Here is a 24,402-nt window from a genome sequence, read left to right as displayed (position 1 = left end):
CGCTAATAGAGTGCGCGACCGGATGAGAAAAACCTTCGCATTCTAACGCACTTGCGGCGCTGCGACGTTCGCCGCGGGACTCCCGGAGCCCTCGCCCGGCGGCGGCTCGACGCGGTACCAGGCCGCGTACAGCGCCGGCAGGAACAGCATCGTCAACACCGTCGCGACCGTCAGGCCGCCCATGATCGCGACCGCCATCGGGCCGAAGAACGCGCTTTCCGACAGCGGGATCATCGCGAGGATCGCCGCGGCCGCGGTCAGCATGATCGGCCGGAAGCGGCGCACCGTCGATTCGACGACCGCGTCCCACGCGCTACGCCCGGCTTCGCGGTCCTGGCGGATCTGATCGACGAGGATCACCGAGTTCCTCATGATCATCCCCGCCAGCGCGATCGTGCCGAGCATCGCGACGAAGCCGAACGGCTTGTCGAACAGCAGCAGGAACGCGGTGACGCCGATCAGGCCGAGCGGCGCCGTCAGCAGCACCATGAACACCAGCGAGAAACTTTGCAGCTGCAGCATCAGCACGGTCAACACGACGACGAGGAACAGCGGCACGCCCGCCGCGACCGAACTGCCGCCTTTCGCGCTCTCCTCTGCCGAGCCGCCGACCTCGATGCGGTAGCCGAGCGGCAGTTTCCCGCGCAACGCGCCGATGGCCGGCGCGAGGTCGGCGACCACGACCGCCGGCTGCACCGTCCCGTACAGGTTGGCGCGCACGGTGACGGTCGGCAGCCGGTCGCGCCGCCAGATCACGCCCTGCTCGAAGCCGTATTCGGCGGTCGCGACCTGCGCGAGCGACACGCTGGCCCCGCTCGCGGTCGGGATCGCGAGGTCCGGCAAGAGGCCCAGATGCACGCGCTCGGACTCGGCACCGCGCAGCACGACTTCGATCGTCTCGGTGCCGTCGCGCAACTGCGTCACCGCGAGGCCCTGCAGCGAAGTGTTGAGCAGGTTCGCGATGTCGCGCGTGCTCAGCCCCATCAGGCGCGCCTTGTCCTGGTCGATCTTCAGCCGCACCTGTTTCGACGGCTCCTCCCAGTCGAGATGCACGTTCGACAGCGCCGGGTGCGCGCGCAGCGCCGCCGCGACCTCGTGCGCGATGCGCCGCATCTGGCCGAAGTCCTGGCCGCTGACGCGGTATTGCAACGGAAAGCCGACCGGCGGGCCGTTCTCGAGCCGGTTGACGACGCCGAGCACGTCGGCCGGCCCTTCCTCGAAGAGGCGGATCAGCTTCGTGCGCAATGCCTCGCGCGCCGCCGGGCCTTCGGTGAGGACGACGAACTGCGCGAAGTTCGTCTGCGCAAGCGCCTGGTCGAGCGGCAGGTAGAAGCGCGGGCTGCCGCCGCCGAGCCACACGACGTAGTTCTCGACGCCTTCCTGCTCGTCGAGGAAAGCTTCGATGCGCCGGACCGCTTGGTCGGTCGCGTGGTGCGACACGCCCTCGGCGAGCCGCAGGTCGACGAGCAACTCGGGCCGCGTCGAATCGGGGAAGAACTGCTGCGGCACGAAGCGCCCGAAGACGACGATCGACCCCGCGAAGGCCAGCACCGTCAACGCGATGACGATCCAGCGATGCCGGACGCAGCCGCTCACGAGCGAGCGCAAGCGCGTGTAGAAGCGCGTGTGGTAGATCGCGTATTCGTCGTGCAGCTCGTGCCCGTACGCGGCGCGCGCGGCAAAAAACCGCCCGAGCCGCGGCGACAGCCGCCCGGCGAGGCGCGCGAGCCGCGATGGCCCGGTGCGCCGCGCGCGGAAATCCGGCAGCAGGTGGAAGCCCAGATAGGGCACGAACAGCACCGCCGCGACCCACGATACGAGCAGCGCGATGACCGTGACCTGGAAGATCGAGCGCGTGTATTCGCCGGTCGACGACGCCGCGGTCGCGATCGGCAGGAAGCCGGCGGCGGTCACGAGCGTGCCCGACAGCATCGGCATGGCGGTGGAAAAATACGCAAAGCTCGCCGCCTTCGCGCGCTCCCAGCTCTCCTCCATTTTCGTCGCCATCATTTCGACGGCGATGATCGCATCGTCCACCAGCAGGCCGAGCGCGAGGATCAGCGCGCCGAGCGAGATCTTGTGCAGGCCGACGCCGAAGATGTTCATGAACAGGAACGTGATCGCGAGCACGACCGGGATGATGATCAGCACGACGACGCCGGTGCGAAAACCGAGCGACAGCAGGCTGACGATCATGACGATGACGACCGCCTCGGCGAGCACGGTGACGAACTCGCCGACCGAGCGCTGGACGGTGCGCGGCTGGTCGGCGACGCGTTCGAGGCGCACGCCGACCGGCAGCTGCGCGCCGATGCGCTCGACCGCGTCGTCGAGCCCGCGGCCGAGCGCGATGATGTCGCCCCCCGCGCGCATCGACACGCCGAGCCCGAGCCCGTCCTCGCCCATGAAGCGCATGCGCTCGGCCGGCGGGTCGGCGAAGCCGCGCTTGACCGCGGCCACGTCGCCGAGCCGGAACGCGCGGCCCTGGGCGCGGATCAGCGTGTCGGCGATCGCCTCGACGTCGTCGAACGCGCCCGACGGCCGCAGCCACACGCGCTCGTCGGCGGTCTCGAAGAAGCCCGCGCCGGTCAGCGCGTTCTGCTCGGCGAGGGCGTCGACGAAGTCGCGCAGCGACAGGCCGAACGTCGCGAGTTTGGTGTTCGACAGCTCGATGAAGATGCGCTCGGGCTGCTCGCCGAACAGGCTCACCTTGGCGACGTCGGGCACGCGCAGGAATTCGCTGCGGATCGCTTCGGCGTAGCGCTTCAGGTCCGCGTAGTCGAGGCCGTCGCCGACGAGCGCGAAGACATTGCCGTAGGTGTCGCCGAACTCGTCGTTGAAGAACGGGCCGATCACCCCCTGCGGCAGCAAGGGGCGGATGTCGCCGATTTTCTTGCGGATCTGGTACCACACGTCCGGAATCTCGTCCGCGGGCGTCGAATCCTTCGCGGCGAAGAACACCAGCGATTCGCCCGGCTTCGAATAGCTGCGCAGATAGTCCGCCTGCGCGACCTCCTGCAGCTTCTTCTCGATTTCGTCGGTGACCTGCTCGGCGACCTCCCGCGCGCTCGCGCCGGGCCACTCGGTGCGCACGACCATCACCTTGAACGTGAACGGCGGGTCTTCGGACTGGCCGAGGCGGGTGTAGGAATAGAGCCCGATCAGCGTCAGCACCACGATGAAGTACAGCACCAGCGACGGGTGGCGCAGCCCCCACGCCGAGATGTTGAAGCGCCCGTGATCGAGGGGTTCGCCGCCCGCCTCCCCGGCGCCGCGGCTCATCGCCTCACATCCACCGCGACGGGGGCGGCTTCGTCGACCGGCCGCACGGTTTCGCCCTCGATCAGGCGATGCACGCCGGCGACGACGACGCGCGCGCCCGGCGGCAGCCCCGAACGGATCACGACGCCGTTCTCGCGAAACTCGCCGGCCTCGACCGCGAGCGGGCGCACCGTCGAGGCGTCGTCGACGATCCAGACGACGTCGCGCCCATCGACGCTTGTGAGCGCCGGCAAGGGCAGCACCGTCTGCGCCGCCGCCTCGGACGCGAACGCGACGCTCGCCGTCGCCCCGAGCGGGAGCGCCTCGCCGGCGCGCGGGACGCTGACCCGCACCGCGAACGAGCGCGTGGCGGCATCAGCCGCCGGGGCAATCTCGCGCACCACGGCCGCGAACTCGAGGTCCGGATCGGACCACGGGCGCACAACGGCTTTCGCGCCGACCGCGAGTCCGCCGACGCGGCTCTCGGGCACGTGGATCAGCACCTCGCGTTCGTCGAGCCGTGCAACGCGCACCACCGGCTGGCCGCTGGAAACGACTTCGCCGGGCTCGGCGGGCGCCGCAATGACGACGCCGTCGTGGTCCGCAACGAGCGTCGCGTATTCCGCCTGGTTGCTGGCGCTCGCCGCCTGCGCCCGCGCCTGGCGCAAACGCGCCTGCGCCGCCTGCAGGGCGGTGCGGCGGCTGTCGAGCGCGGACTCGCTGATGAAATTGCGCTCGCGCAGGCTCTTGCTGCGATCGAACTCACTGCGCGCGAGCGCCACGTCCGCTTCGGCCGCGACGACCTGCGCGCGGGCGGCGTTCGCGGCGAGCCGGGCATCCTGCGGGTCGAGCCGCGCGAGCACGTCGCCACGCCGGATCCGCGCGCCGACATCGACGCGTCGCTCGGTGATCTTGCCGCCGATGCGGAACGCGAGATCCGTTTCGAAGCGCGAGCGGACTTCGCCCGTATACACGTTCACGTTCATCGTCGGCACGGACGTCTCGGCGACGCTGCGCACGAGCACCGCGCGCGGCGGCTTGTCGGCGACCGGCGGGTCGGAACAGCCCGTCAGCAGCGCCAGCAGAACCAACGGGGCAGCCAGGAAAATCGGGGCCTTCATCGGGAACCTCCGCTCGCGCGGAAACAGCCGCGAGAGCGTTCAGGATCGAGTCGAAATGGATTTCGGCGTATTTGCCGATGTCCTGCGCGCGGCAGTACCGGCCGAAAGAATAGCGCGATAGCGCCCGATGGAGCAGCGACGCAACGAACCGGTAGCGATCGTATCACCTCGACCGGGCGGAACGAGGGGGGGCGACAGCGGGATCATCGCCGGCATCGCCGGCATCGCGGACGCCGCAGCCAGCACGATCGAACGGAAGCGACGACGCGATACCGGGTACGCGCCTCAGGCGGACCGCAGCGCGGTGAGCCCGCCCTCGAATCGGGCTTTGGCAAACGACGCGCCGGCCCTCAGCAACTCGGCTGCCCCGTAACGGTGGCGCATGTTGCAGCCGTTGCACAGTTCGGCGATCGGCCCCATGCCCTCGCGCCGCCTCAGCACCTCATCCAGGCTGTCGGTCGCCACGTGCCCGATGACGTGCCGGTGGCCGATGTCGTTGTAGCAGTAAAGATATTCTCCTGCCGCCGAAACGAAGACATCGACGTTGCGCGGGATGCAGCGGAAGCGGTTGCGGCGCCATTGCCGCAGCAGGTCGCGGGCGCCGGGAATGAAATCGATTTCCTGCGAGCGCAATCGATGGCGCCGGATGGTGTCGCGCAACGTGCGCGTTGCCGGCTCGTCGGCCTTCAGGCTGCCGGCGCGGTTGTACAGGGTCGGCGACATTGTCAGCGTATCCACGCCCTGCGCGCGCAGCCAGTCGATCGTCTCCGGCAGCGAAGGCAGGCATTCGGCCATCGGCGTGAGGCTGATCGCGAGCCGCGTGTGCCGGAGCAGTTTCCGTGCAGCCTGGATGTTCGCCATGACGCGAGCGTGGTCGAGGTTCACATGGACACGTCCATACACCGCAGGATCAATACTGGAAAAGGACACCAGCAGCAGTTCGATCGCGCCGTCCAGATGGCGGAGCTTGTCGGGGTCGAGCAGGTGTCCGTTGCTGACCATGTCGAAGCGCACCGGATGACCGCGAAGGTCGTCGACAAACTCGAAGAACCCCTTGTGCGTGGTCGGCTCGCCATAGCCGGCGATGACGACACGGAAAACCCTCTCCGGCGACAGCCGCCCGAGCAACTGCTGCCAGCTCTCCCGCTTCATGAGCTGAGGGTGCTCGATCAGCTCGCGTGGGCACATCGGGCACAGCGCGTTGCACTTGCTCGTCCATTCGGCGTTGACCGCGATCCGGTAGTTTCCTCGGCCCCGCATTTCCGCTGCGGCCGGGCTCATGGCAAGGGCACCAGCCGGGGAACGTGGTTCGGGCAGTTCGGCACCACCTGCTCGATATCGACCATCACCACGCGGGTGCTACCCGGAAAGAGAGCCAGTAGTTCGCCCGCATCGTGGATCGTCGCCTTGCCGTTGACGCGCAGGCGGCTTCCGTCGGCGAAATCGATGAACAGGCAGCCGACATGCGGATTCGACAGGATATTCCCGAGGCTCATGAAGGCGCCATTGCCGTCGAAATCGGCAAAGACGAAGCGCCTTCCGTCGAGGATGCGCAACAGTCCGGGCCCGCCGCCCTTGAACGAGCAGTCGCAGCGGCCATCGGGCGAGCTGGTTGCGAGGAAGAAGAACGGCGCGTTTTCCAGGCGGGCGTGGAATTCGCCCGGGATGTGGTCCCACAGCAGGCGCCGGCGGCGGGCGTCGTCCCAAATCGTGCGGGTGTTCCAGCGCTGCTGGGCGGCAAGTTCGCCCTCATTGAACGGCGGCAGGTTCATCGGCTGTGGTCGCTCCGGAAAGGGGTCGGTCGGGTGGCGGTGCCCCCCATCACCAGCCGAAAGTCTGTACCGGGAAGATTAAGGTGAGCTTAAGCGGAGAGGGCGAACCAGACTGTTGCTAACCAGCACACAGAATTGCGGCAACCTGTTCGACGAAAACCATCACAGCACGTTGCCGCGCGCCACGACCGCGGCGCAGAATCTCCTGAATCTCGCAAAATAACGCTTTGTTTTCAATGTATTGCAAGTAAATTCCGGGTCTCGCCCGACAACTGGCACGGTCTCTGCGATAGGTCTGTCGAGCGCGCGAAAGTGCTCGATGCAAATCCAACCCGTAACAGAGCTCTCAGGAGAACGACCATGAAATCCAACCTGATCATCAAGGACCTGTCCCTCGACAAAGCCCTCGATCGCAAAGCCATGTCGTCGGTTCGCGGCGGCGTCGGCAACCAGGCCAACGCGACTCAGCAGGGGAACTTCCAGGAAATGTTTGCTCCGGTGGCGGTCGCCAACGGCGCGGACTTCGGCGGCAGTGGCCCGGTGAATTTCCAGGTCACGTCCAAGCCGACCCAGGACGCGTGGAACGACGCCGACAACACGAACAAGATCCGCTATTCGCACTACTACCCCTACGCCGCGTAATACCGACGAGCCCGGCGGAGGCGCCGCCAGCCTCCGCCAGCCTCTGCCGGATCGATACCTCACCAACCTCGCAGGAGAACCATCATGAACTCGACTCTGATCATCAAGGACCTGTCCCTCGACAAGGCGCTCGATCGCAAGGCGATGTCCGCGGTACGCGGCGGCTTCTTCGATCAGGCCAATGCCACCCAGCAGGCGAACGGCCAGACGATGACGGCGCCGGTCGAAGTCGCCAACTTGGCCAACTTCGGCGGCAGCGGCCCGGTGAATATGCAGGTCACGTCCGAGCCGACGCAGTACGCATCGAACGACAGCTACAGCAAGAACAAGATCGGCTATCCGCACTACTACTGGTAATAGCGACGAGCCTGGCGGAGGCGACGACAGTCTCCGCCAGCTTCCGCCGGATCAATGCCTGTTTGCCAAACCAACGTTTCAGGAGAACTACCATGAATTCGACTCTCACCATCAAGGATCTGTCCCTCGACAAGGCCCTCGACCGCAAGTCCATGTCCGCCGTCCGCGGCGGCTTCTTCGATCAGGCCAACGCGACTCAGCAGCAGAACTTCCAGTCGATGTTCGCTCCGGTGGCTGTCGCCAACGGCGCAAACTTTGCCGGCAGCGGTCCGGTGATCATCCAGGTCGACTCGATGCCGACGCAGGTGGCATCGAACGACAGCGACAGCAAGAACCGCAATTTCTTCGGCCACCTCTTCGGCGGCATGGCCTGACGACCGCGATCCCGGTGGCGGCCTCGACACGGCCTCCACCGGATTCGAGAAAAGCTGCACCGGAGGCACATCATGGCTGCCATCACCGTCAAGGACCTGCGGACCGACCTTACCCTGGACCGCAAGACAATGTCCTGCGTCAATGGTCGGGGAGGCGCGCCGTGGGTCTATGGATGGATAAGCCCTTATATCGGGCACGCGTCGTCCCGCTTCGGCGCTGTCACCAACTTTTACCAGACCAACAACATCTTCGTCGCGGATCAAATGAACAATCAGATCCAGGTGATCGACATCGACAATTCGGCTGCCAATGCGGCCATTAACGTCGCCGCGACCCAGACAGCCATCAACTTCAAGCGGTAGACGCCGCGGTGATGTGCGACCGGAGCATCACCGCACGCGGCGGCGGAGGCCTTGCGGCTTCCGTCGCCACCGCGGCGATGCCGCTCCGGACAGGTCGCGCCGGTGACCTATACTGGGGCATCGGGCGATCGTCATTCCAACCACGAATCTCGAGGAACACACCATGGCCACCATAGTTATCAGGGATTTGCCGGAAAACACGGCGCTCGACCGCGAGGCAATGCGGGCGATCAGCGGAGGCGCCCGCCTGGGCGGACGTTCGAGGGGCGGGCGCGCAGCACCCCGCGCAGCTTTTCGCCCCGCTGCGGCGGAACAGGCACCGCGCCGCGCCGTGCCGACCCTGCTGTTCCAATAGCGGCCGCAAGCGCCCGGCCCGCGAATCGACACCGGACCGACACGAATAGCCGGCGACCTGCCGGCGGCGAGACCCCTCGTGCCCCCTGCCGACCGGATCCGCTGGACCTCAGCGGCCCGCTGCCACGTGGGCCTGGTCCGCGATGTCAACGAGGACGCCTTCCTCGACCGCCCCGAGCGCGGCCTGTGGGTGGTCGCCGACGGCATGGGCGGGCATGACGCGGGCGAGCTGGCGAGCCGCATGATCGTGTCGGCGATCGACGGTCTCGCCCCGTGCGCCGACCTGACGAGGTTCATCGCCACGGCGCGACAGCGCCTGCAGGCCGTCAATCGCCAGCTTCGTGCGGAAGCGGCCATGCGCGAAGTCCCGATCATCGGCAGCACCGTCGTCGTCATGCTCGGCTGGGGGCCGTTCTGCGCGTACCTGTGGGCCGGCGACAGCCGCATCTACCTCTATCGCGCCGGCCGGCTGATGCTGCTGAGCCACGACCACAGCCACGCCGAGGAGCTCCGTGCGCGGGGCCTTGTCGACAGCGAAGCGCTCGCGTCCGCGCAGAACCTGGTCACGCGCGCGGTCGGCGCCCTCGACACGCTCGAACTCGACGAAGGCTCGATGCCGGTCGTCGACGGCGACATCTTCCTGCTGTGCAGCGACGGCCTGACGAATTACGCGAGCGAGCGGGACATCGCCAACGCGCTCGCTGCGGGCGACTGCCCGCAGGCGGCGGACACGCTGGTCGAGCTCGCGCTGAAAGGCGGCGGGCGCGACAACATCACCGCGGTGGTCGTGCGCGCCGAAGATTCCTGCAGCGCCGACATGACGATGCTCAACCCCGCACTGTGACGGGGTGCGGGCAAGTAGTCGCTCAGGCTGCCCGCTCAGCGGCCCTCGTCGCCGCGGGACGGCGGGCGGTGGCGGAAGTCCTTCGAGCGGATGCCGTGTTTCTTCAGCAGCGTCTGCAGGTGTGAGCGGTTCATGTCGCAGCGCCGCGCAAGCTCCGCGACGGTGCCGCCGACCTGCTGCAGGCCCCGCTCGAGGAACAGCCTCTCGGCCTCATCGCTGGCGGCACGTTTTGCGTCGCTGAGCGATATCGCGGCTGCCGTCGCGGCCGACGCGTCGCTCGCAGCCGGCAGCGCGGCCGCCGCATTTGCCGGTGCCGACCGCGTCGCATCGGGGCGGATATCGGCAGGCAGATGCTGCAGGTCGGCGGTCTCCCCGGCCAGACAGGAGACGCGGTAAATCATGTTGCGCAGCTCCCGTATGTTGCCGGGATAGGGATAGTCCAGCAGGAACTCCCGCAGCCGCGGCGTCATGCGGACCGGGCGGCGCTTGAGTGCTGCGGCGGCCTCGTCGCCGAAGAACGCGAACAGCAGCGGGATCTCGTCGCGGCGTTCGCGCAGCGGCGGCAGCGTCACGTGGATGACGCCGAGGCGATAGAACAGGTCCTCGCGGAACCGGCCTTCTTCGCTCAGGCGGCGCAGGTTGCGGTTCGTCGCCGCGACGATGCGGGTGTCGACGGCGATCGGCTCGTCGGAGCCGACGCGCTGGATCTCGTGCGATTCGAGCACCCGCAGCAGCTTCACTTGCCCGGACAGCGGCAATTCGCCGATCTCGTCGAGGAAGATCGTGCCGGTGTGCGCGCTTTCGAACTTGCCTTTGCGATCGCTCACCGCGCCGGTGAACGCGCCCTTGCGGTGGCCGAAAAGCTCGGACTCCAGCAGGTTGTCGGGGATCGCGCCGCAGTTGACCGAGATGTAGGGCTTGTCGGAGCGCGAGCCGTTGGCGTGGATCACTTTCGCCATCAGCTCCTTGCCGGTGCCGCTTTCGCCGTCGATGAGGACCGGCAGGTCGGTCGGCGCCGCCTTCTCGGCGATTTCGAGCGCCTCCAGGAGCTGCGGGTTGTCGCCGAACGCGCCTTCGAAGACGAAGCTGCGCTCGAGCAGCGCCCGCCGCCGCGCGCCCGGCGTACGCTCGACGCGCACGCTTTCGGCCGCGGCCGCCTCGACGAAGCGCTCCTTGTGCGACAGCTGCATCACCTCGTCGCGCACCGCGTTGGCCTGCCGCAAGAGCTTCTCGATCTCGGGCCGCGCGAGCGTCGGCGCCCAGCGCAGCGTCGAGCGCAGGATCTCGATCTTCTCGAGCAGCCCGGCGTACGAAATCACCGCACTGCCGCGCAACCCCGGAGTCAGGATCTTCATGCCGCCGCCAGCTGCTTCTGCACCAGTTGGTAATACATGCCGCGCCGATCGACCAGCTCGTCGTGGCGCCCCTGCTCGACGATCGAGCCTTCGTACAGCACGAGGATCTTGTCGGCGCGCATGATCGTCGACAGCCGGTGGGCGATGACGACCGCGGTGCGCCCGGCGAGGATGTCGTGCATGTTGCTGATGATGTTGCTCTCCGACTGCGTGTCGAGCGCGGAAGTCGCCTCGTCGAACACCAGCAGGCGCGGGTCGTGGTACAGCGCGCGGGCGATGCACAGGCGCTGGATCTGACCGCCGGACAGGCCCACGCCGCGCTCGCCGACGATCTGCTCATAGCCCAGCGGCATCTTGCGGATGAACGCGTGGGCGTCGGCCATGCGCGCGACCTCCTCGATGCGCCGCCGGTCCGGCGCCTCGTCGCCGCTGGCGATGTTCTCGGCGATGGTGCCGGAGAACAAGAGGTTGCTCTGCATCACGTAGCCGACCTGCGCGCGGTAGTACTCCTTGTCGATCGTCGCCATGTCGTAGCCATCGACGACGATGCGCCCGTCGGTCGGCGGGTAGAAGCCGACGAGCAGCTTCGCCAGCGTCGTCTTGCCCGAACCGCTGCGGCCGACGATCGCGACGAGCTCGCCGGGCTTGATCTCGAAGCTGATGTTCTCGAGCACGTATGGCGTCTCGTCGCCGCCGTAGCGGAAATACACGCCTTCGAAGGCGATGTGACCCTGCAGGTCCGGCAGCACGACGCGCGAGGCGACCTCTTCCGGGCGCTGCTCCGGCTCCATGTCGAGCACGTCGCCGAGGCGCTCCATCGCGACCCCGGCGTCATTGACCTGGCTCCACAGCGCGACCAGCCCCATCAGCGGCGCGAGCACGCTGCCCATCAAGGCGTTGAACGCGATGAGCTGACCGATCGTGAGCTGGTGCGCGAGCACCTGCGACGCGCCGACCCACAGGATCGCGATCGTCGTCGCGGCGTTGAGCACCTGGCTGGCGACGCCGACCAGCACGTTGAAGCGCTGCGCGCGGTATTGCACCTCCAGCGCCTTCGCGTATTTCTTCTCCCATTTCAGCCGCACCGGGCGCTCGATGCCCATGCCCTTGACCGTCTCGACGCCGCCGAGCGCTTCCATCAGGAAGGCTTTGGCGTCGGTCGAGGTGGTGAACACTTCGCGCGCATAGTTCTTGATCTTCGGCGTCACGAGCACCGTCAGCGCCATGATCGGGATGACGAACGCGAGCAGCAGGAGCGTCATCTTCACGTTGTAGAGGAACAGGATCGTGAAGTAGATGAACACCATCAGCAGGTTGAGCACCGTCGTGACCGTCGATTCGGTCAAAAACGCGCGGATCGTCTGGTTTTCCTGGAAGCGTGCGAAGATGTCGCCGGTCTTGCGCTTGGCGAAGAACGAGAACGGCAGCGACAGCGTGTGCTTGAAGAACTGCGACATCATCGCGAAGTCCATGTTGCGCACCATGAAATTCGCGAGAAACGCCCGGATGCCCGACATCAGCAGCGTGAAGAGGTTGGTGATGACGAGTCCGGCGATCAGGAGGTGCAGCAGGCTGACGTTCTCGTGCACGATCACGCCGTCGAGGATGTTCTGGATGATCAGCGGCGGCACGATGCCCAGCACCTGGATCACGAAAGTCGCCATGACGAGGTGCGCGAGGATCTTCTTGTACGGCCGCAGGTACGAGACGAAACGCAGCCACGGCGAGCGCGACACCGTCAGCTGCGCGAGATTCTGCCCGGGCGTGAACAGCAGGCAGGTGCCGCTCCAGCCGCGCTCGAACTCTTCGATCGCGATCTTCCTGAAGCCGACGGCCGGATCGGCGACCCACACCTGCCGCTTCGAGACGCCATACACGACGACGTAGTGGTAGCCCTCCCAATGCACGATGAACGGCAGTTCGAAGCCGAGCAGCGCGTCGAACGTGCATTGCACGCCGCGCGTGGTGAAGCCGAGCGATTCGCCGGCGCGCGCGAGGCTGTCGAGCGTCGCGCCCTGTGTCGTCACGTTCGCGAGTTCGCGCAGCTTGCCGAGCGTCATCGGGATGTCGTAGTGGCGGCAGATCATCGCCAGGCACGCCGCGCCGCAGTCCATTTCCTCGGCCTGCTCGACGAGCGGGAAGCGTCGGATCAGCCGCTCGCCGAGCTCCGGCTTCGACTGCAGGTCGAGCATGACGCGCAGGTTGCGCCGTTCGGCGAGCTTTTTCTGCCGCTGCAGCTCGCGTTCGACGAAGCGGATGCGCTCCTCGAGCACCTCGCGCAGCTTCGGATTGCGCTCGAGGATCTGGTGGACGGATTTTTCGGGGACCACCAGCAGCGTCGTATCGACGACCGCGACCACCGACGCGACCTGTTCCTGGCGCATCAGGCACGCCTTCTCGCCGAAGATCTCGCCGTGGCCGAGCGTCGCCAGCGGGTACTCGCTGCCCTGCTCGGTGCGCACGAGGCGTACTTCGCCCTGGCGGACCACGTACAGGCGGCGGTCGTCGCGCGCGTCCTGCTTGAGGATCTCCCGGCCGGCCGCAACGCGCTTGACGCCGACGCTGCGCACCAGCTCCTCGAGTTCGGCCTTATCGACCTTGCCGCGCAGATCGAACAGCCGCGCGACGACGCCGCCGGCCGAGCCGATCGCGACATAGCTGGTGACGAACGCCTGCGCCGCCGGGTTCTTCGCGAGGACCGGCTCGAACGCCTGGCGCGGGATCAGCAGCAGCTCGGTCTTCGTCGACGCGCGCGCCGAGAATTCGTGCCGGTACTCGCGCAGCATCGCCATCTCGGCGACGGTCTCGCGCGCCTTGCGCACGCCGAGGCTGATTTCCTTGCCGTGCTCGTCGGCGAACACCCGCACGGAGCCTGCGCGGATCACGAACACGCCGTCGGCAGGCTCGCCGGCGTTGCACACGGTTTCGCCGAACGCGAGGAAGCGCGGCTGGGCCTGCCCGGCCAGCTGCTCGAGTTCGTCGCGCGTGAAGGGCGACAGCAGTTCCACCGACGACAGGAAATCGGCGAGGGAATCGAGTTTCGGTGGGGCGTCCGTGGACATGATCACCTCGACGGGACTAACGCATTTCGATGACGTGATCCTGCGCCCGGGCCGCGAGCCAGCCTTCGCGCAGCAGGCGCCGCACCTCGGCCGCGGTCTCTTCGTCGAGCCGCGCCGGGTTCTTCGCATTCACGAGGAAGATCTCGTAGAACGCGCCGTCGGGCGCGGCGAACGGTCCGAGCAGGTCGCCGGGCGCGGCGTTGAACACCTTGGCCTCGATTTCGGTCTTGAGCGAGCCGCGCATCACCTTGCCGATGAAACCGCCATCGTCGCGCGTGTCCGCGATCGAGTGCTCGCGCGCGAGCTCGGTGAAGCTGTCGGGGTCCTCGGCGAGCAGCGACATCATCTCTTTCGCCTGGCCCTCGGTTTCGAGCACGATGTGGCTGACCTCGATGCTGTCGAACTTCGGCGAGTTGAGCTGGAAGTATTCTTCGACCGCCTGGTCGCTGCAGACGCGCTGCATCATTTTTTCCTGGTACAGGCTGTCGGTGATGAACGCCTCGAACTCGTCGAGGCTCACGCCGCGCGCGTCGAGGTAATGGTTCATGTCGGCCGCCCGGTGCAGCCCCAGCACGCGGCGGAACTGGTCGGCGCGCTCCTGGATCTCGTCGGCCGACACCGCGACGCCCTGCTTCTTCGCCGCATGGACGGTGAGCCGGTCGCGGACGATCTCGTCGATGAGGCTGTCGAAGCGCCCGGTAAGCTTCAGGATCCGGACGAATTCCCCGCTGCCGATGGATTCGTCGTCGATTCGCACTATCGCGGTCATCTGGTGTGCTCCTTGTGTAAGCGCCCGGATCGGATCAGCCGCTGATCTGGCGGAACGGATCGAGCGCGAGGTCGATGAGGCGGCGCTCGCGGACGACGATCTCCGCGGTCGCCGTCATCCCGTAGCGCACCGGGTAGCGCGTGTCCGCGACTTCGTAGTGATCGCGCGAGAGCGTCACGTGGCCTTCGTAGACCGGCTCCTTGCTCTGCGCGGCGGGCGAAGTCGCCGGCGAGATGAACTCGAGCCGGCCGTCGATGAGGCCGTAGCGCTGGTACGGGAACGCGTTGAACTTGAGCTTCACCGGCAGCCCTTCGCGCAGGAACGCGCGGTCGCGCTCGGCGATGTCCATCTTCAGCACCGCGCGCGCGTCCTTCGGCGCAATGCCGCCGAGCGGCGTGTTCGCCTGGATCTTGTCGCCGGGCTGCGTCGAGGCGACGTCGGTGATGACGCCCGACACCGGCGCAATGATCAGCAGGAAGTTGTCCTTGTCGATGTTCTCGAAGCGGATCCGTTCGGCCGCGTTCGCCGCGAGGCGCGCGGTCTGCAGCTGCAGCCGCAGCTTGTCCTCCTCGTTCGCGATTTCGCGCGCCGCCGCGTCGTACTGGATGCGCAGCCGCGTCAGCTCCTGGTCGCCGCTTTCGAGCTCGACCGTCGCCCGCGCGGTTTCCTGGCTCAGACGGAAGTCCAGTTCGCCGAGCCGCGACTGCGCGACGCGCAGCGCGTTTTCCGCCGCCAGATACGCGCTCTTCTTCGCTTCGACCTGCAGCTCCGACACCCCGCCGCCGCCGGGCAGCGCCAACAGCCGCTGGAAGCGGTCGAGCTCCAGGCGAGTGCTGTCGCGCATGCGCCGCGCGTTGTCGAGCTCGCTGCGCGCCTGCTGCAGCTGCGCGCGCTGGGCTTCGGCGAGCTTCGTCGTGCCTTCCGCGGTGCGCCGCTCGTGCAGCTGCAGCGCCGCTTCGATCTGCTGCTTCAAGGCCGCGACCTTGCGTTCGAGCAGCGCTTTGCGTTCGGGAAACTGCTTCCACTCCCGCTCGGCGTCCTCGAGCTTGAGCTGCGCCTCGAGCGCGTGCGTCGCCGCCTCGACCGCTCCGCGTGCATTGAGCCGGGCGAGGACGTCGCCCTGCGACACCGGCTGCCCCGCTTCCATGTAGATGTCGGCGAGCTCGCCGTCGATCGGCGCATAGACGCGCCGGACGTCCGATTCGGGCGCGAGCACGCCGTGCGCGGTGACGATCACGTCGGCGCGCCCGACGAACGACCACACCAGCGCGGACAGCACCAGCCCGAGGACGGCGGCGACGAGAGCGAGGCCGAAGCGCGACGGTTCGGCGATCAGGATCGCGATCCCTTCGGCGCTGTGATCCTCGAGGGCCTCGGTCAGCGGCTTAAGGTGATTTTCGCTCTTCATCGCTCTGCCCTCCGATCAGCGCCAGCTTGGCCTTGAGCAGCCCCGGCTCCAGCACCCTGTGAAGCTCCTGCAGCGACTGCCGCTGCAGCTCGGCTTCCGCGTTGATCTCGGCCTGGACCGCGACCGCTTGCTCGCCCATCTGCGTTTTCAGCATCTTATGGATCCGCGCGCCCTGTCGTGCCGCGGACTGCGCCTCGGCGAGCAGCCGGGCCTGCGAGCGGAACGTGCCGGAGATGCCCGACTCCAGCCGCTGCTCGCCGCCGATCCCGCCGGCGCTGCGGTACTGGCGCCACTGCGCCGTGGCGCGGGCCAGCAGGCCGTTGGCGTGCGCGAGCGCCTGGTCCCGGTAGGCGGCGACGTCGGCCCCGGTCGCGCGGATGAAATAGGCGTCCTCGCTCTCGTTGAGCGAGGCGTGAAACATCAGCAGCCGCTCGTCGTAGCCCTTGTCGCCGCGCGCCTGCTGCAGCGCGCCGAACTGCTGCAGCACGGTCTTCTTGCGTGCGAGCTCGGCTGCGGCGACCTCCGCCCACGGCCCCGCGGAAATCTGCTGCAGGCCGGCAAGCGCCTCTTCGCCCCGGCCTTCGCGCCACGCGCGGGCGGCCGCCTGGTGCTGGCGCACGACCTCCCCGGAAGGCAGGCGCGTCTCGCCGAGCCTGGCGAAATGCTGGCGGAAAGGCGGCGTCGAGAACTGCAGTTTCTCGAGCAGCGCGATCAGCGGCTCGAGGCGGCGCGCCTGCAGCGCCCGGTCGAGCTCGACGAACTGGCGCAGATCCTCGCGCACGGCGTCGAGGCCGGCGAGCCGCGGGTACTTCCCGGCGTAGTCGTTCAACAACGCGTCGAGCGTCTCGGCGCGGCCGGCGTCGAGTTCGGCCGCGATGCCCGCATTGAGCCGCTCGATCGCAGCGAGATACACCGATTCGTCGCTTTCGAGCCGACGCAGATGGGTCAGCACTTCGGCATGGACGTCCCTGAACTCGGGCACGTGCGCCGCGACGCGGGCGAGCGCGCGCTGGCGGGTGCGGGTATCGGCGTGCCAGCGCTGCAGCAGCGTGCCGATGCGCTCCTCGTCGGCGTAGATGCGGATCGGCGCGTCCACGCCGCCGCGCTCGACGACGAACCGCTCGAGCTCGCCGACCCACTCGAGCTCGGCGAGCAGCGGCTGCGCGTCGGCGTTGTGCGCGGCCTGCGCCTTCATGTCGGCGACGAGCGCCGCAGCGCGGTCGAACGCGCGCACCTGCAGGTTCCCGACCCACTCGGGGAGCGTCGCCTTCAGCAGCGCCTCGGTGCCGAGCGCCTGCAGCGCCGCATCGTCCGGATGGCTCGCGAGATACGCGTCGGCGACCGCTGCGGCGCGCGCAAAGTCGCCTGCGGCGACGAGGCGCCCGAGTTCGCGTTCCGCACTGCCGGCGCGGTAGAAGCCGAACGCGACCGCGACGAGCAGCGCGACGAGGGGAATGCCCCAGCGCAGCATCCGTTTCACCGTCCCTCGGTCGCCGCCGGCAAAAGCCTTGCCCAGTTCGCGCACGAAGAGCAGGGTCCGGCTGCGCTCCCGCCGCGCCAGCGGCACCGGGCTGCCGGCTTGCGCCGCCTCGTCATTGACTTCGTCCGGCTGCGGCGGCGGGGAAATGCAGAAGATGTCGAGGAACGAGTCGGGCGCCGCAATGAACATCGTCCTGTCCGGGTTGCCCGGATCGTCTTCCGCAGCAGTGGCAGCGGGGGTGAATCGGGTCACCGTCGGCTCGGTCTCGGCTTCGTGCTGCAGGCTCACGCGGTACACGAAGTGATTGCCGCCGAACGCGACGACGTCGCCGTCGTGCAATGCCACGGCGTGCTCGTCGAGACGCGTGCCGCCGACGAAGGTGCCGTTCGTGCTGCCCAGATCCTCGATGAACGGCGCGCCGCCCTTGAGGAAGATGTGCGCATGGCGACGCGAAATATAATTCACCTGATGCGGGTACGCGCTCTTGTAGCGCGCGATCACGTCGTCGATCTTGCTGATCAGGAACGGGAAAGAGGCAATGACGACCGGTTCGAGCAGCAGGTCGTCGCGCTCGGGGGTCAGCGTCAGGCTCAGCAGCGTCCCGGCCCGCTGCACTTTCTTCGCCCGCGCCACGAGCCGGACGCGATACGACAGCACGCCGCCGAAGCAGACTTCGTCGCCGTCGCGCAGCGCGGAAGGCCTCTCGCCGACGGCGACGCCATTGACGCTCGTGCCGTTCTTGCTGCCGAGGTCGGCGACGTACAGCTCGCCCGCTTCCCAGAACACCCGCGCGTGGCGGCGCGACAGCTCGGCGACGATCTCCTTGTCGTACGTCGCGAACGGCGGCTCGTTGCGCCCGATCGCGAACAGCGACTCCTCGATCAGGATGTCGCCCAGCTCCGGGCGCGACACCGCCTGCAGGAGCACGTTGCGCTCCTGTCCGGCAACGGTCGGCGTCACGGCGACGAACGCCCCCGCGTCACTCATGCGACAACACGGACGTCATGAACAGACCTCTTTCGCGTGGCTGATCCGGGCTTTCCCGTTTTCCCATGGGCACTTCCTCATCTGCGTGCTCAACGCCGGACATTCGCGACCTCGACGGTCGGCCAGCCGCCGCCGAGCGCTTTGTAGAGCGTCACCGTGTCGGCGAGAATCTGCTGATGGTTGGCGAGCAGCGCGAGCTGCGCCGCGAGCAGCGAGCGCTCGGTCTCGAACACTTCGAGCTGGGAGACGAGCCCTTCCCTGAGCTGGGCCTGGATCTGGGCGGCGACGATCTGCAGTTGGTCGATCTGCTGCTGCAGTTCGGTGCGCTGCTGGCGGTGGGCGTCGAGGTTCGTCAGCGCGTTCTCGACTTCCTCGAACGCGGCGATCACGGTGCGCTGGTACTCGTGCTCGAAGACTTTGGTCTGGGCCTCGGTCGTCTTGAGGCGCGCCTTGATGCTCGGGTCGAACGCGGGGATGTTGATGCTCGGCAGAAAGCCGAACGTGAAGGATTTCAGCAGATCGCCGAGCGCGAAGCTCGACGTGCCGCCGCGCCCGGTCAGGCTGATCGACGGCAGCTGCGCGAGCCGCGCCTGCCCGACGAGGTCGTAGGCTTCGAGCAGCCGGAACTCGGCGGCGACGATATCGGGGCGGCGGTTGAGGAGCTCGGAAGGCAGCCCGGCCGGCACCGCCGGGAGCCCGACGCGCTCCTGCAGTTTTCCCGGCGGCACGGTGAATTCGCCCGCCGGCACACCGAGCAGCGTCGCCAGTGCGTTGCCGGCGAGGCCGCGGGCGCGCTGCAGTTCGAGCAGATCGCGGGTCAGCGCGTTGTTCTCGGCGCGCTGGCGCAGCACCTGCGTGCGGGGCACGAGGCCTTGCCCGAGCATCGCCTCGAACGTCGCGAGGATCTGCCGGCTGCGGTCGAGCGCGCGCTGCTGGCGGTCGATCTGCTCGTCGAGCTGAAGGATCTGGAAATACGTCGTCGCGACGTCCGAGACCAGCGTCAGGTATCCCGCCCGCCAGTCGGCTTCGGTCGCGTGGAATTCGGCGGTCTGCGCCTGGACGCCTTTCTCGACCTTGCCCCAGATGTCGATGTCCCAGTTGACCTGGGTGCCGAGGTTGAACTGCTTGCGGAAGCTCTGTCCGGTGCTTTTCTCGAAACTCGCGCCGGCGCCGACGTCGAGGGTCGGCAGCGCACCGGCGCGCGCTTCGCCGATCTGCGCCTCGGCGACCTGGATGCGCGCAGCGAGGATCTTGACGTCGAAGTTGCCGGCGATCGCACGGTTGACGAGCTCGTCGAGCGTCGGATCGCGGAACTCCCGCCACCAGTCGGGCGCGATCGTGTCGGCCGCCGACACCGCGGGACGCGACCATGACGCCTTGCCGGGCGTGTCGGGGCGCTGGTATTCGGGCACTTTCACGCCCGCGCAGCTCGCGAGCAGCAGCGCCAGCGAGCCGGCCAGCAACGCCCGCAGCAGCGGCAGCGCCCGCCCGCACGGCCTTGACATCGACATTGACGGGTCCATTGCGTCTCCACTTTCCACGGGAAAAGTTCGCGCTCCGCGGCCTAGGCCGCGGCCCACGCCTTCGCTTCGACAAACACCCTGAACAGCCGCGCATCGAGCCGTCCCGCCCGGCATTCGGCATCCAGCAGGTCCAGCGCATGCTCGAGCGACATCGCCTTCTTGTACGGACGATCCCCGGCGGTCAGGGCGTCATAGATGTCCGAGATCGTCAGGATGCGGGTCTGGATGCTGATCTGCGCGCCGCGCAGCCCCATCGGGTAGCCGGAGCCGTCGAGCTTTTCGTGATGGCCGTGGGCGATCGCCGGCACGCCACCAAGGTCGCGCGTCCACGGGATCAGGATCAGGAACGAATACGAATCGGCGACGTGCGCTTCGATCTGCTTGCGCTCTTCGGCCGTCAGGCAGCCTTTCGACACGCTGAGCGCCGCAAACTCGCTGTCGCTCAGCAACGGCACGGAAACCCCGTCCACTTCGTCGACCGTGCAGCCGAGGAGGCGGTCGAGCTCGTGCGAGCGCTCGGTGTACGAGATCGCCGGCTCGTTGGCGCGGCGGATCGCGGCGAGGAATTCGTCGAGGCGCGCGACCTCCTCGCGCAGATCCTGTTCGAGGCGGCGCTTTTCTTCGCGGAACGCGGTGATGCCGAGTTCGCGCTCGCAGTGCAGCTCGGCCAGTTTCCGGTAGGCCTGCCGCTCGAGACACGCGCACGCGTACTTGAAGCGCTGTTCGAGCAGGCGCATCTCGGCGTGGTGGAGCTTCTTCTCCTTGCGCAGCACATGCTCGCGCACGCCCACCTTGCCGAAGTCGTGCAAGAGCGCCGCGTAACGGATCTCGCGCAGCTGGTCCTCGGAGAACGCGATGCCGCGCAGTTCGGGTTCGTCGGCGCGGTCGACCGCCCGGGCGAGGTTCTCGGCGTAGTGCGCGACGCGGAACGAGTGCCCGGCGGTCACCGGGTCGCGTTCCTCGATCGCCTGCACCGAGGCGCGGACGAAGCCTTCCAGCAGGCGCTCGATATCCGAGTACAGCTGGAAGTTCTTCAGCGCGACCGCCATCTCCGCGCACACGCCGGTGAGCATTTCGAGATCCTGGCCCTTGAACGCGTAGGGATCCGAAGACGTGTCGAGCTGGATCAGTCCCAGCACCTCGCCCTCGAGCAGCAGCGGGACGCACATGACGCTCCGGATGTCCTGTGCAACGATCGATTCCTGGCAGCCGAAGTGGCGATCCGCCAGCGTGTCGACGGAGAGAATCGACAGTTTCCTGTTTAGCACCTCGTCGACGATAGTGCGAGAAATCCTCAGCTGCTCCGGGTCCTCGACGGTGCCGTCGCGCCAGCGCGCCGCGACCGGCACCGGCGCCTCGCCTTCGTTCTTCCTCAGCAGGATGAAGGCGCGCTCGGCGCGCGGAAACAGCTCGAAGATCAGGTTCATGATCTTCTCGGTCAGCGTGGCGGAGTTCGTGACGGCGCCGAGCGCGATGCCGACCTGCGCCATCGCGTGGAGCTTGCGGATCACCCCCTGCGCGTCGCCGTCCTCGCTCTGCGGCGGAGGTCCCTCGAGTGGCCTGGCATACTGGGTCGCGTCCACCGTCTGCCGGATCACGGCCGGCGCGCTGTCGCGAGGCGGCACGAGCAGCGAATGGAACGCGAGCTGCGTGGACGAGATCGACAGCTCGTCGCCGTCGTGCAGCGGATGCCAGACGCCGGGGCGCAAGCGCTTGCCGAGCACGAACGTGCCGTTGAACGAATGCAGGTCCTCGATGAAATACTCGCCGCCGCTCAGGCACACGCGCGCGTGACGGCGGCTGATGGTGTGTTCGGGGATGCAGAGAAAACGTCCCTCGGCCAGCGAATCCTGCGGATCCCGGCCGATCACCACTTCGTCATGGAGGGGGAACACCTCGCCCGTTGCGGTGACTTCGAGGTACGCGGTCACCGGGCCTGGTGACTCGGGAACGGCCACTGTGTTTCGCATTCCCACCCTCCCGCGTGCGCCGGACGATCGCTTAACTTTGACTCGTGATGAAAATACCGGTTCCGGGCAAACCGGACCGCGAAAACCCTCGAAGCCGCTCGCCCGCTCTTTCGTCAAAACGCCCATCCTCGGGTCACGGGCAGATCGCCGAGCGTCAAGATTTTCAAGCAGCTTCTCCCGAAGTCCCTGCTGCGGTGCCGAGTGCGCTCGAACACTTTTCGCAGGCTCGGCAGAGCTGTTGCACGGAGCGTGCCATCTCATCGGCGGCACCCGGAAAATCCCTCGAACGCTTGGAAAAAGCGTTTTATTTCCCGGAAAAGGGAAGTCTTCCGCGACCGTTCAGCGGATCCCGCGTCGAGCGGAAGTGGTTTTCATCGAACACATTTCAGGGAATCTGTTTGCCGCGCCAGAACACTTGGCTGGAAAGGCCGCGTTCTGCGACCGTGGCGCTTCCCGATCACGCTCTGGGCACCCGCCAAGCGGGCGCGGATGAACTATATTTTTTAAAGACACTTCGATTGACGAACTCGTGCAGGGTGACGTCGCGATCGTTCTCCCTGTTCGACACTACGCTTCGATGCGCGCCCATCCACCAACCCGCAGCATCGCCCGGCTGATCCTCGTAATCCCGACCGGGCGCGAACGTGAGCCCGGAAGACTCCTGACCGACCGAGGGGAAGCAGATGGCTAGTCTTTCGCACGCGATTCACGCTTTCCGCAGCGGCGGTCTGTCTCCCAACGAGTTTTTCGCGCAGGTCGATCGCGTGCTGGCGACGAACGAGCCCGACCAGGCGAAACTCCTCGAAGTCCTGAGCGAAGAGCACACGAAGCTGCCGCTGCCGCCGGACGTGTACGCCGAAGTGCATCGGCGCATCGAGCACCTCACGGGCACGGGGCACAAGGACGCGAACGACGACCAGACGCGCATGCAGCTCGCTCCGGGAGCCCATGTTTCCGGGATTTCCGGCATTCACGCCCCCGCCGCAGGTACCGCGCCGTCCGAACCGGATCGCATCAAAGGCGTCGGAGACACGGTCAATGGCCGCTTCCTGCTCGAGGAATGCCTGGGCTTCGGCGGCATGGGCACCGTGTACAAGGCGCTCGACCTGCGCAAGCTCGAAGCTTCCGACCGGAACCCGTATATCGCGATCAAGGTCCTCAACGTCCAGTTCCGCGGCCATCCGAAATCCCTGATCGCGCTGCAGCGCGAGGCACGCAAAGCCCAGGCGCTCGCCCACCCGAACATCGTCGCGGTGTACGACTTCGACCGCGACGGATCGATGGTGTACCTGACGATGGAGTACCTGTCCGGCAAGCCGCTGAGCCGGGTGCTGCGCGCGCAGGGTTTCCGCGGCATGCCGTACGCAGAAGCGCTGCCGATCATCACCGGCATGGCCAACGCGCTGGCCTACGCGCACGAGCACGGCTTCGTCCACTGCGACTTCAAGCCGGCGAACGTTTTCCTCACCGACAAGGGTCCGGTCAAGGTCATCGACTTCGGCATCGCGCGGGTCTTCCGCCGCTCCGAGGAGGAGGCCGAAGCGACGGTCTTCGACGCCGGCAGCCTCGGCGGCCTGACGCCAGCGTACGCAAGCCCGGAGATCCTCGAACACCGCGAACCGGACCCGCGCGACGACATCTATGCGCTCGCCTGCATCACCTACGAGCTGCTGACCGGCGCGCATCCGTTCGGGCAGTTGCCGGCAACCCAGGCGCGCAATGCGGGACTGCGTCCGCCGCGGCCGAAACATCTGCCGGCCAGAGCGTGGCGCACGTTGCGCACCGCGCTGTCGTTCGACCGCGAAACCCGCACCCCCAGCGTCGCGCAATTCCTCGCCGGGATGAAACCCCAGCAGCGCGTCGCACTGCCGGTCGCGGCGGGGATTGCAGCGGCGGTGGCTGCTGCGCTCGTCGCGATCGCGCTTCTCTACGATCGGACACCCGCCGAGGTCGCACAGGGCGAAGCTCCCTCCGCCACTGCCGGCGCACCGCAAGAGGCGCCTCCTCCGGCCGTAGCCCCCCCAGGCGAATTCTCGGCACCCGAACCCGCACCGCCCGCCGCGATCCCGCCGCTGTCCGTGGCATCGGTCACGCCGGTGCTGGCGAAAGTGCCCTGCTCGGCGCTGGCGGCGTCGAGCAGCGGCAACACGCTGCAAGTGCAGGGCTACCTGCCCGCCACCTTCGGGCTCGCAAGCTTGCGCGACGCGCTGACCGCGATCCCCGGCGTGACGACGCTGAATACCGACGTGCAGCAGGTCAGCGCCGACAAATGCAGCGTGATCGAAACGTTCGCGCCTTACTGGGCGAAGAACCGGCAGGCCGGCGGCGAGGCTTCGATCCGCATGCAGGCGGGCGGCGCCGCGCTGACGGAAGGCGACTCGCTGATCATCGACGTGACGACTCCCGCCTACGAGTCGTACGTCCATGTCGACTATTACGTCCTCGACGGCACTGTCGTCCATCTCGTGCCGAGCCGGCGGGCGCAAGCCAACCGGGCGCCACCGCGTTACAGCGCGACGATCGGCACGGTGGCCGGATGGACGATTTCGAAGCCTTTCGGCACCGAGCTGATCGTGCTGCTGGTCACGCCGGTGCCGCTTTTCGACGGGCTACGCCCCGAATCGGAATCGCGATCGGATTATCTGCGCGCCGTCGACAAGAGCTTGCGCGACATCGCCGCGAAGCACGGGCAGGACAAGATCACGGCGGACTTCATCCAGATCACGACGCGCGCACGGGTACCCTGATTCGTGAAGGCGG

General features: G+C 67.4%; 17 protein-coding genes. 6 read left to right on the top strand and 11 right to left on the bottom strand.

Translation table 11 applies throughout. The features are described 5' to 3' along the window. Window positions 1–42 precede the first annotated feature (42 nt). The 4 genes from pbN1_RS12810 to pbN1_RS12795 form a co-directional block, all read right to left on the bottom strand. Entirely contained in the window at window positions 43–3,282 is a 3,240-nt protein-coding gene (locus pbN1_RS12810; RefSeq protein WP_169202759.1) for an efflux RND transporter permease subunit, read from the bottom strand. Next, complete coding sequence (locus pbN1_RS12805) at window positions 3,279–4,382, bottom strand: efflux RND transporter periplasmic adaptor subunit (RefSeq protein WP_169202758.1); 1,104 nt, start codon at window positions 4,380–4,382, stop codon at window positions 3,279–3,281. The genes pbN1_RS12810 and pbN1_RS12805 overlap by 4 nt, the downstream gene beginning before the upstream one ends. Before the next feature lie 285 nt (window positions 4,383–4,667). Continuing rightward, window positions 4,668–5,663, bottom strand: coding sequence for a radical SAM protein (locus pbN1_RS12800; RefSeq protein WP_169202757.1), 996 nt, complete (start codon window positions 5,661–5,663; stop codon window positions 4,668–4,670). Beyond that, window positions 5,660–6,154, bottom strand: a complete 495-nt coding sequence (locus pbN1_RS12795; RefSeq protein ID WP_169202756.1) for a pyridoxamine 5'-phosphate oxidase family protein — start codon at window positions 6,152–6,154, stop codon at window positions 5,660–5,662. The genes pbN1_RS12800 and pbN1_RS12795 overlap by 4 nt, the downstream gene beginning before the upstream one ends. 360 nt (window positions 6,155–6,514) lie before the next feature. Between pbN1_RS12795 and pbN1_RS12790 the strand changes: the two genes are divergently transcribed. The 5 genes from pbN1_RS12790 to pbN1_RS12770 all read left to right on the top strand — a co-directional run bounded on the left by pbN1_RS12790 (window position 6,515) and on the right by pbN1_RS12770 (window position 9,088). Further along, entirely contained in the window at window positions 6,515–6,796 is a 282-nt protein-coding gene (locus tag pbN1_RS12790; protein ID WP_169202755.1) for a hypothetical protein, read from the top strand. A gap of 84 nt (window positions 6,797–6,880) precedes the next feature. Further along, window positions 6,881–7,153: a hypothetical protein gene (locus pbN1_RS12785; protein WP_169118562.1), complete on the top strand. Its 273-nt coding sequence runs from the start codon at window positions 6,881–6,883 to the stop codon at window positions 7,151–7,153. Window positions 7,154–7,245: 92 nt separating this feature from the next. Then, entirely contained in the window at window positions 7,246–7,527 is a 282-nt protein-coding gene (locus pbN1_RS12780; RefSeq protein WP_169202744.1) for a hypothetical protein, read from the top strand. 72 nt (window positions 7,528–7,599) lie between these two features. Continuing rightward, on the top strand, window positions 7,600–7,890 hold the full coding sequence (locus pbN1_RS12775) for a hypothetical protein (protein WP_169202754.1): 291 nt from the start codon (window positions 7,600–7,602) through the stop codon (window positions 7,888–7,890). Window positions 7,891–8,323: 433 nt separating this feature from the next. Continuing rightward, window positions 8,324–9,088, top strand: a complete 765-nt coding sequence (locus tag pbN1_RS12770; RefSeq protein ID WP_169202753.1) for a PP2C family protein-serine/threonine phosphatase — start codon at window positions 8,324–8,326, stop codon at window positions 9,086–9,088. A 35-nt stretch (window positions 9,089–9,123) separates the two neighbouring features. Here the strand turns inward: pbN1_RS12770 and pbN1_RS12765 are convergent, their stop codons facing one another. The 7 genes from pbN1_RS12765 to pbN1_RS12735 form a co-directional block, all read right to left on the bottom strand. After that, window positions 9,124–10,443: a sigma-54 interaction domain-containing protein gene (locus tag pbN1_RS12765; protein ID WP_169118599.1), complete on the bottom strand. Its 1,320-nt coding sequence runs from the start codon at window positions 10,441–10,443 to the stop codon at window positions 9,124–9,126. Continuing rightward, window positions 10,440–13,505: a peptidase domain-containing ABC transporter gene (locus pbN1_RS12760; RefSeq protein ID WP_169202752.1), complete on the bottom strand. Its 3,066-nt coding sequence runs from the start codon at window positions 13,503–13,505 to the stop codon at window positions 10,440–10,442. The genes pbN1_RS12765 and pbN1_RS12760 overlap by 4 nt, the downstream gene beginning before the upstream one ends. 16 nt (window positions 13,506–13,521) lie before the next feature. Then, a complete protein-coding gene (locus pbN1_RS12755) occupies window positions 13,522–14,274 on the bottom strand; it encodes a peptidylprolyl isomerase (RefSeq protein WP_011236755.1) in 753 nt (250 codons plus the stop codon). Window positions 14,275–14,308: 34 nt separating this feature from the next. Next, window positions 14,309–15,682 carry a beta-barrel domain-containing protein gene (locus pbN1_RS12750; RefSeq protein WP_169202751.1) on the bottom strand — a complete coding sequence of 458 codons (1,374 nt, stop codon included), beginning with the start codon at window positions 15,680–15,682 and terminating at the stop codon, window positions 14,309–14,311. Further along, on the bottom strand, window positions 15,660–18,149 hold the full coding sequence (locus tag pbN1_RS12745) for an FHA domain-containing protein (protein ID WP_169202750.1): 2,490 nt from the start codon (window positions 18,147–18,149) through the stop codon (window positions 15,660–15,662). Before pbN1_RS12745 ends, pbN1_RS12750 begins: the two co-directional genes overlap by 23 nt. A gap of 89 nt (window positions 18,150–18,238) precedes the next feature. Then, window positions 18,239–19,660, bottom strand: a complete 1,422-nt coding sequence (locus pbN1_RS12740) for an efflux transporter outer membrane subunit (protein ID WP_244856947.1) — start codon at window positions 19,658–19,660, stop codon at window positions 18,239–18,241. A gap of 53 nt (window positions 19,661–19,713) precedes the next feature. Continuing rightward, window positions 19,714–21,642 (bottom strand): HD domain-containing phosphohydrolase, encoded by a 1,929-nt coding sequence (locus pbN1_RS12735; protein WP_244856946.1) that lies wholly within the window; start codon window positions 21,640–21,642, stop codon window positions 19,714–19,716. Window positions 21,643–22,325: 683 nt separating this feature from the next. On the opposite strand from pbN1_RS12735, the gene pbN1_RS12730 reads away from it, so the two are divergent. Then, window positions 22,326–24,389 carry a serine/threonine protein kinase gene (locus pbN1_RS12730; RefSeq protein WP_169202747.1) on the top strand — a complete coding sequence of 688 codons (2,064 nt, stop codon included), beginning with the start codon at window positions 22,326–22,328 and terminating at the stop codon, window positions 24,387–24,389. The last annotated feature ends 13 nt before the right edge of the window (window positions 24,390–24,402 follow it).

Source organism: Aromatoleum bremense, assembly GCF_017894365.1.
In the GTDB taxonomy this organism is placed as follows: domain Bacteria; phylum Pseudomonadota; class Gammaproteobacteria; order Burkholderiales; family Rhodocyclaceae; genus Aromatoleum; species Aromatoleum bremense.
Note: the sequence above shows the minus strand (reverse complement) of the source record. Positions and strands in the feature narration are given on the sequence as shown.

Coding starts and splice junctions, on each gene's coding strand:
- pbN1_RS12750 (WP_169202751.1), bottom strand. CDS start 15,682: ATGAAGAGCGAAAATCACCTTAAGCCGCTGACCGAGGCCCTCGAGGAT.
- pbN1_RS12805 (WP_169202758.1), bottom strand. CDS start 4,382: ATGAAGGCCCCGATTTTCCTGGCTGCCCCGTTGGTTCTGCTGGCGCTG.
- pbN1_RS12740 (WP_244856947.1), bottom strand. CDS start 19,660: ATGTCGATGTCAAGGCCGTGCGGGCGGGCGCTGCCGCTGCTGCGGGCG.
- pbN1_RS12755 (WP_011236755.1), bottom strand. CDS start 14,274: ATGACCGCGATAGTGCGAATCGACGACGAATCCATCGGCAGCGGGGAA.
- pbN1_RS12790 (WP_169202755.1), top strand. CDS start 6,515: ATGAAATCCAACCTGATCATCAAGGACCTGTCCCTCGACAAAGCCCTC.
- pbN1_RS12735 (WP_244856946.1), bottom strand. CDS start 21,642: ATGCGAAACACAGTGGCCGTTCCCGAGTCACCAGGCCCGGTGACCGCG.
- pbN1_RS12795 (WP_169202756.1), bottom strand. CDS start 6,154: ATGAACCTGCCGCCGTTCAATGAGGGCGAACTTGCCGCCCAGCAGCGC.
- pbN1_RS12745 (WP_169202750.1), bottom strand. CDS start 18,149: ATGAGTGACGCGGGGGCGTTCGTCGCCGTGACGCCGACCGTTGCCGGA.
- pbN1_RS12760 (WP_169202752.1), bottom strand. CDS start 13,505: ATGTCCACGGACGCCCCACCGAAACTCGATTCCCTCGCCGATTTCCTG.
- pbN1_RS12765 (WP_169118599.1), bottom strand. CDS start 10,443: ATGAAGATCCTGACTCCGGGGTTGCGCGGCAGTGCGGTGATTTCGTAC.
- pbN1_RS12780 (WP_169202744.1), top strand. CDS start 7,246: ATGAATTCGACTCTCACCATCAAGGATCTGTCCCTCGACAAGGCCCTC.
- pbN1_RS12730 (WP_169202747.1), top strand. CDS start 22,326: ATGGCTAGTCTTTCGCACGCGATTCACGCTTTCCGCAGCGGCGGTCTG.
- pbN1_RS12810 (WP_169202759.1), bottom strand. CDS start 3,282: ATGAGCCGCGGCGCCGGGGAGGCGGGCGGCGAACCCCTCGATCACGGG.
- pbN1_RS12785 (WP_169118562.1), top strand. CDS start 6,881: ATGAACTCGACTCTGATCATCAAGGACCTGTCCCTCGACAAGGCGCTC.
- pbN1_RS12775 (WP_169202754.1), top strand. CDS start 7,600: ATGGCTGCCATCACCGTCAAGGACCTGCGGACCGACCTTACCCTGGAC.
- pbN1_RS12800 (WP_169202757.1), bottom strand. CDS start 5,663: ATGAGCCCGGCCGCAGCGGAAATGCGGGGCCGAGGAAACTACCGGATC.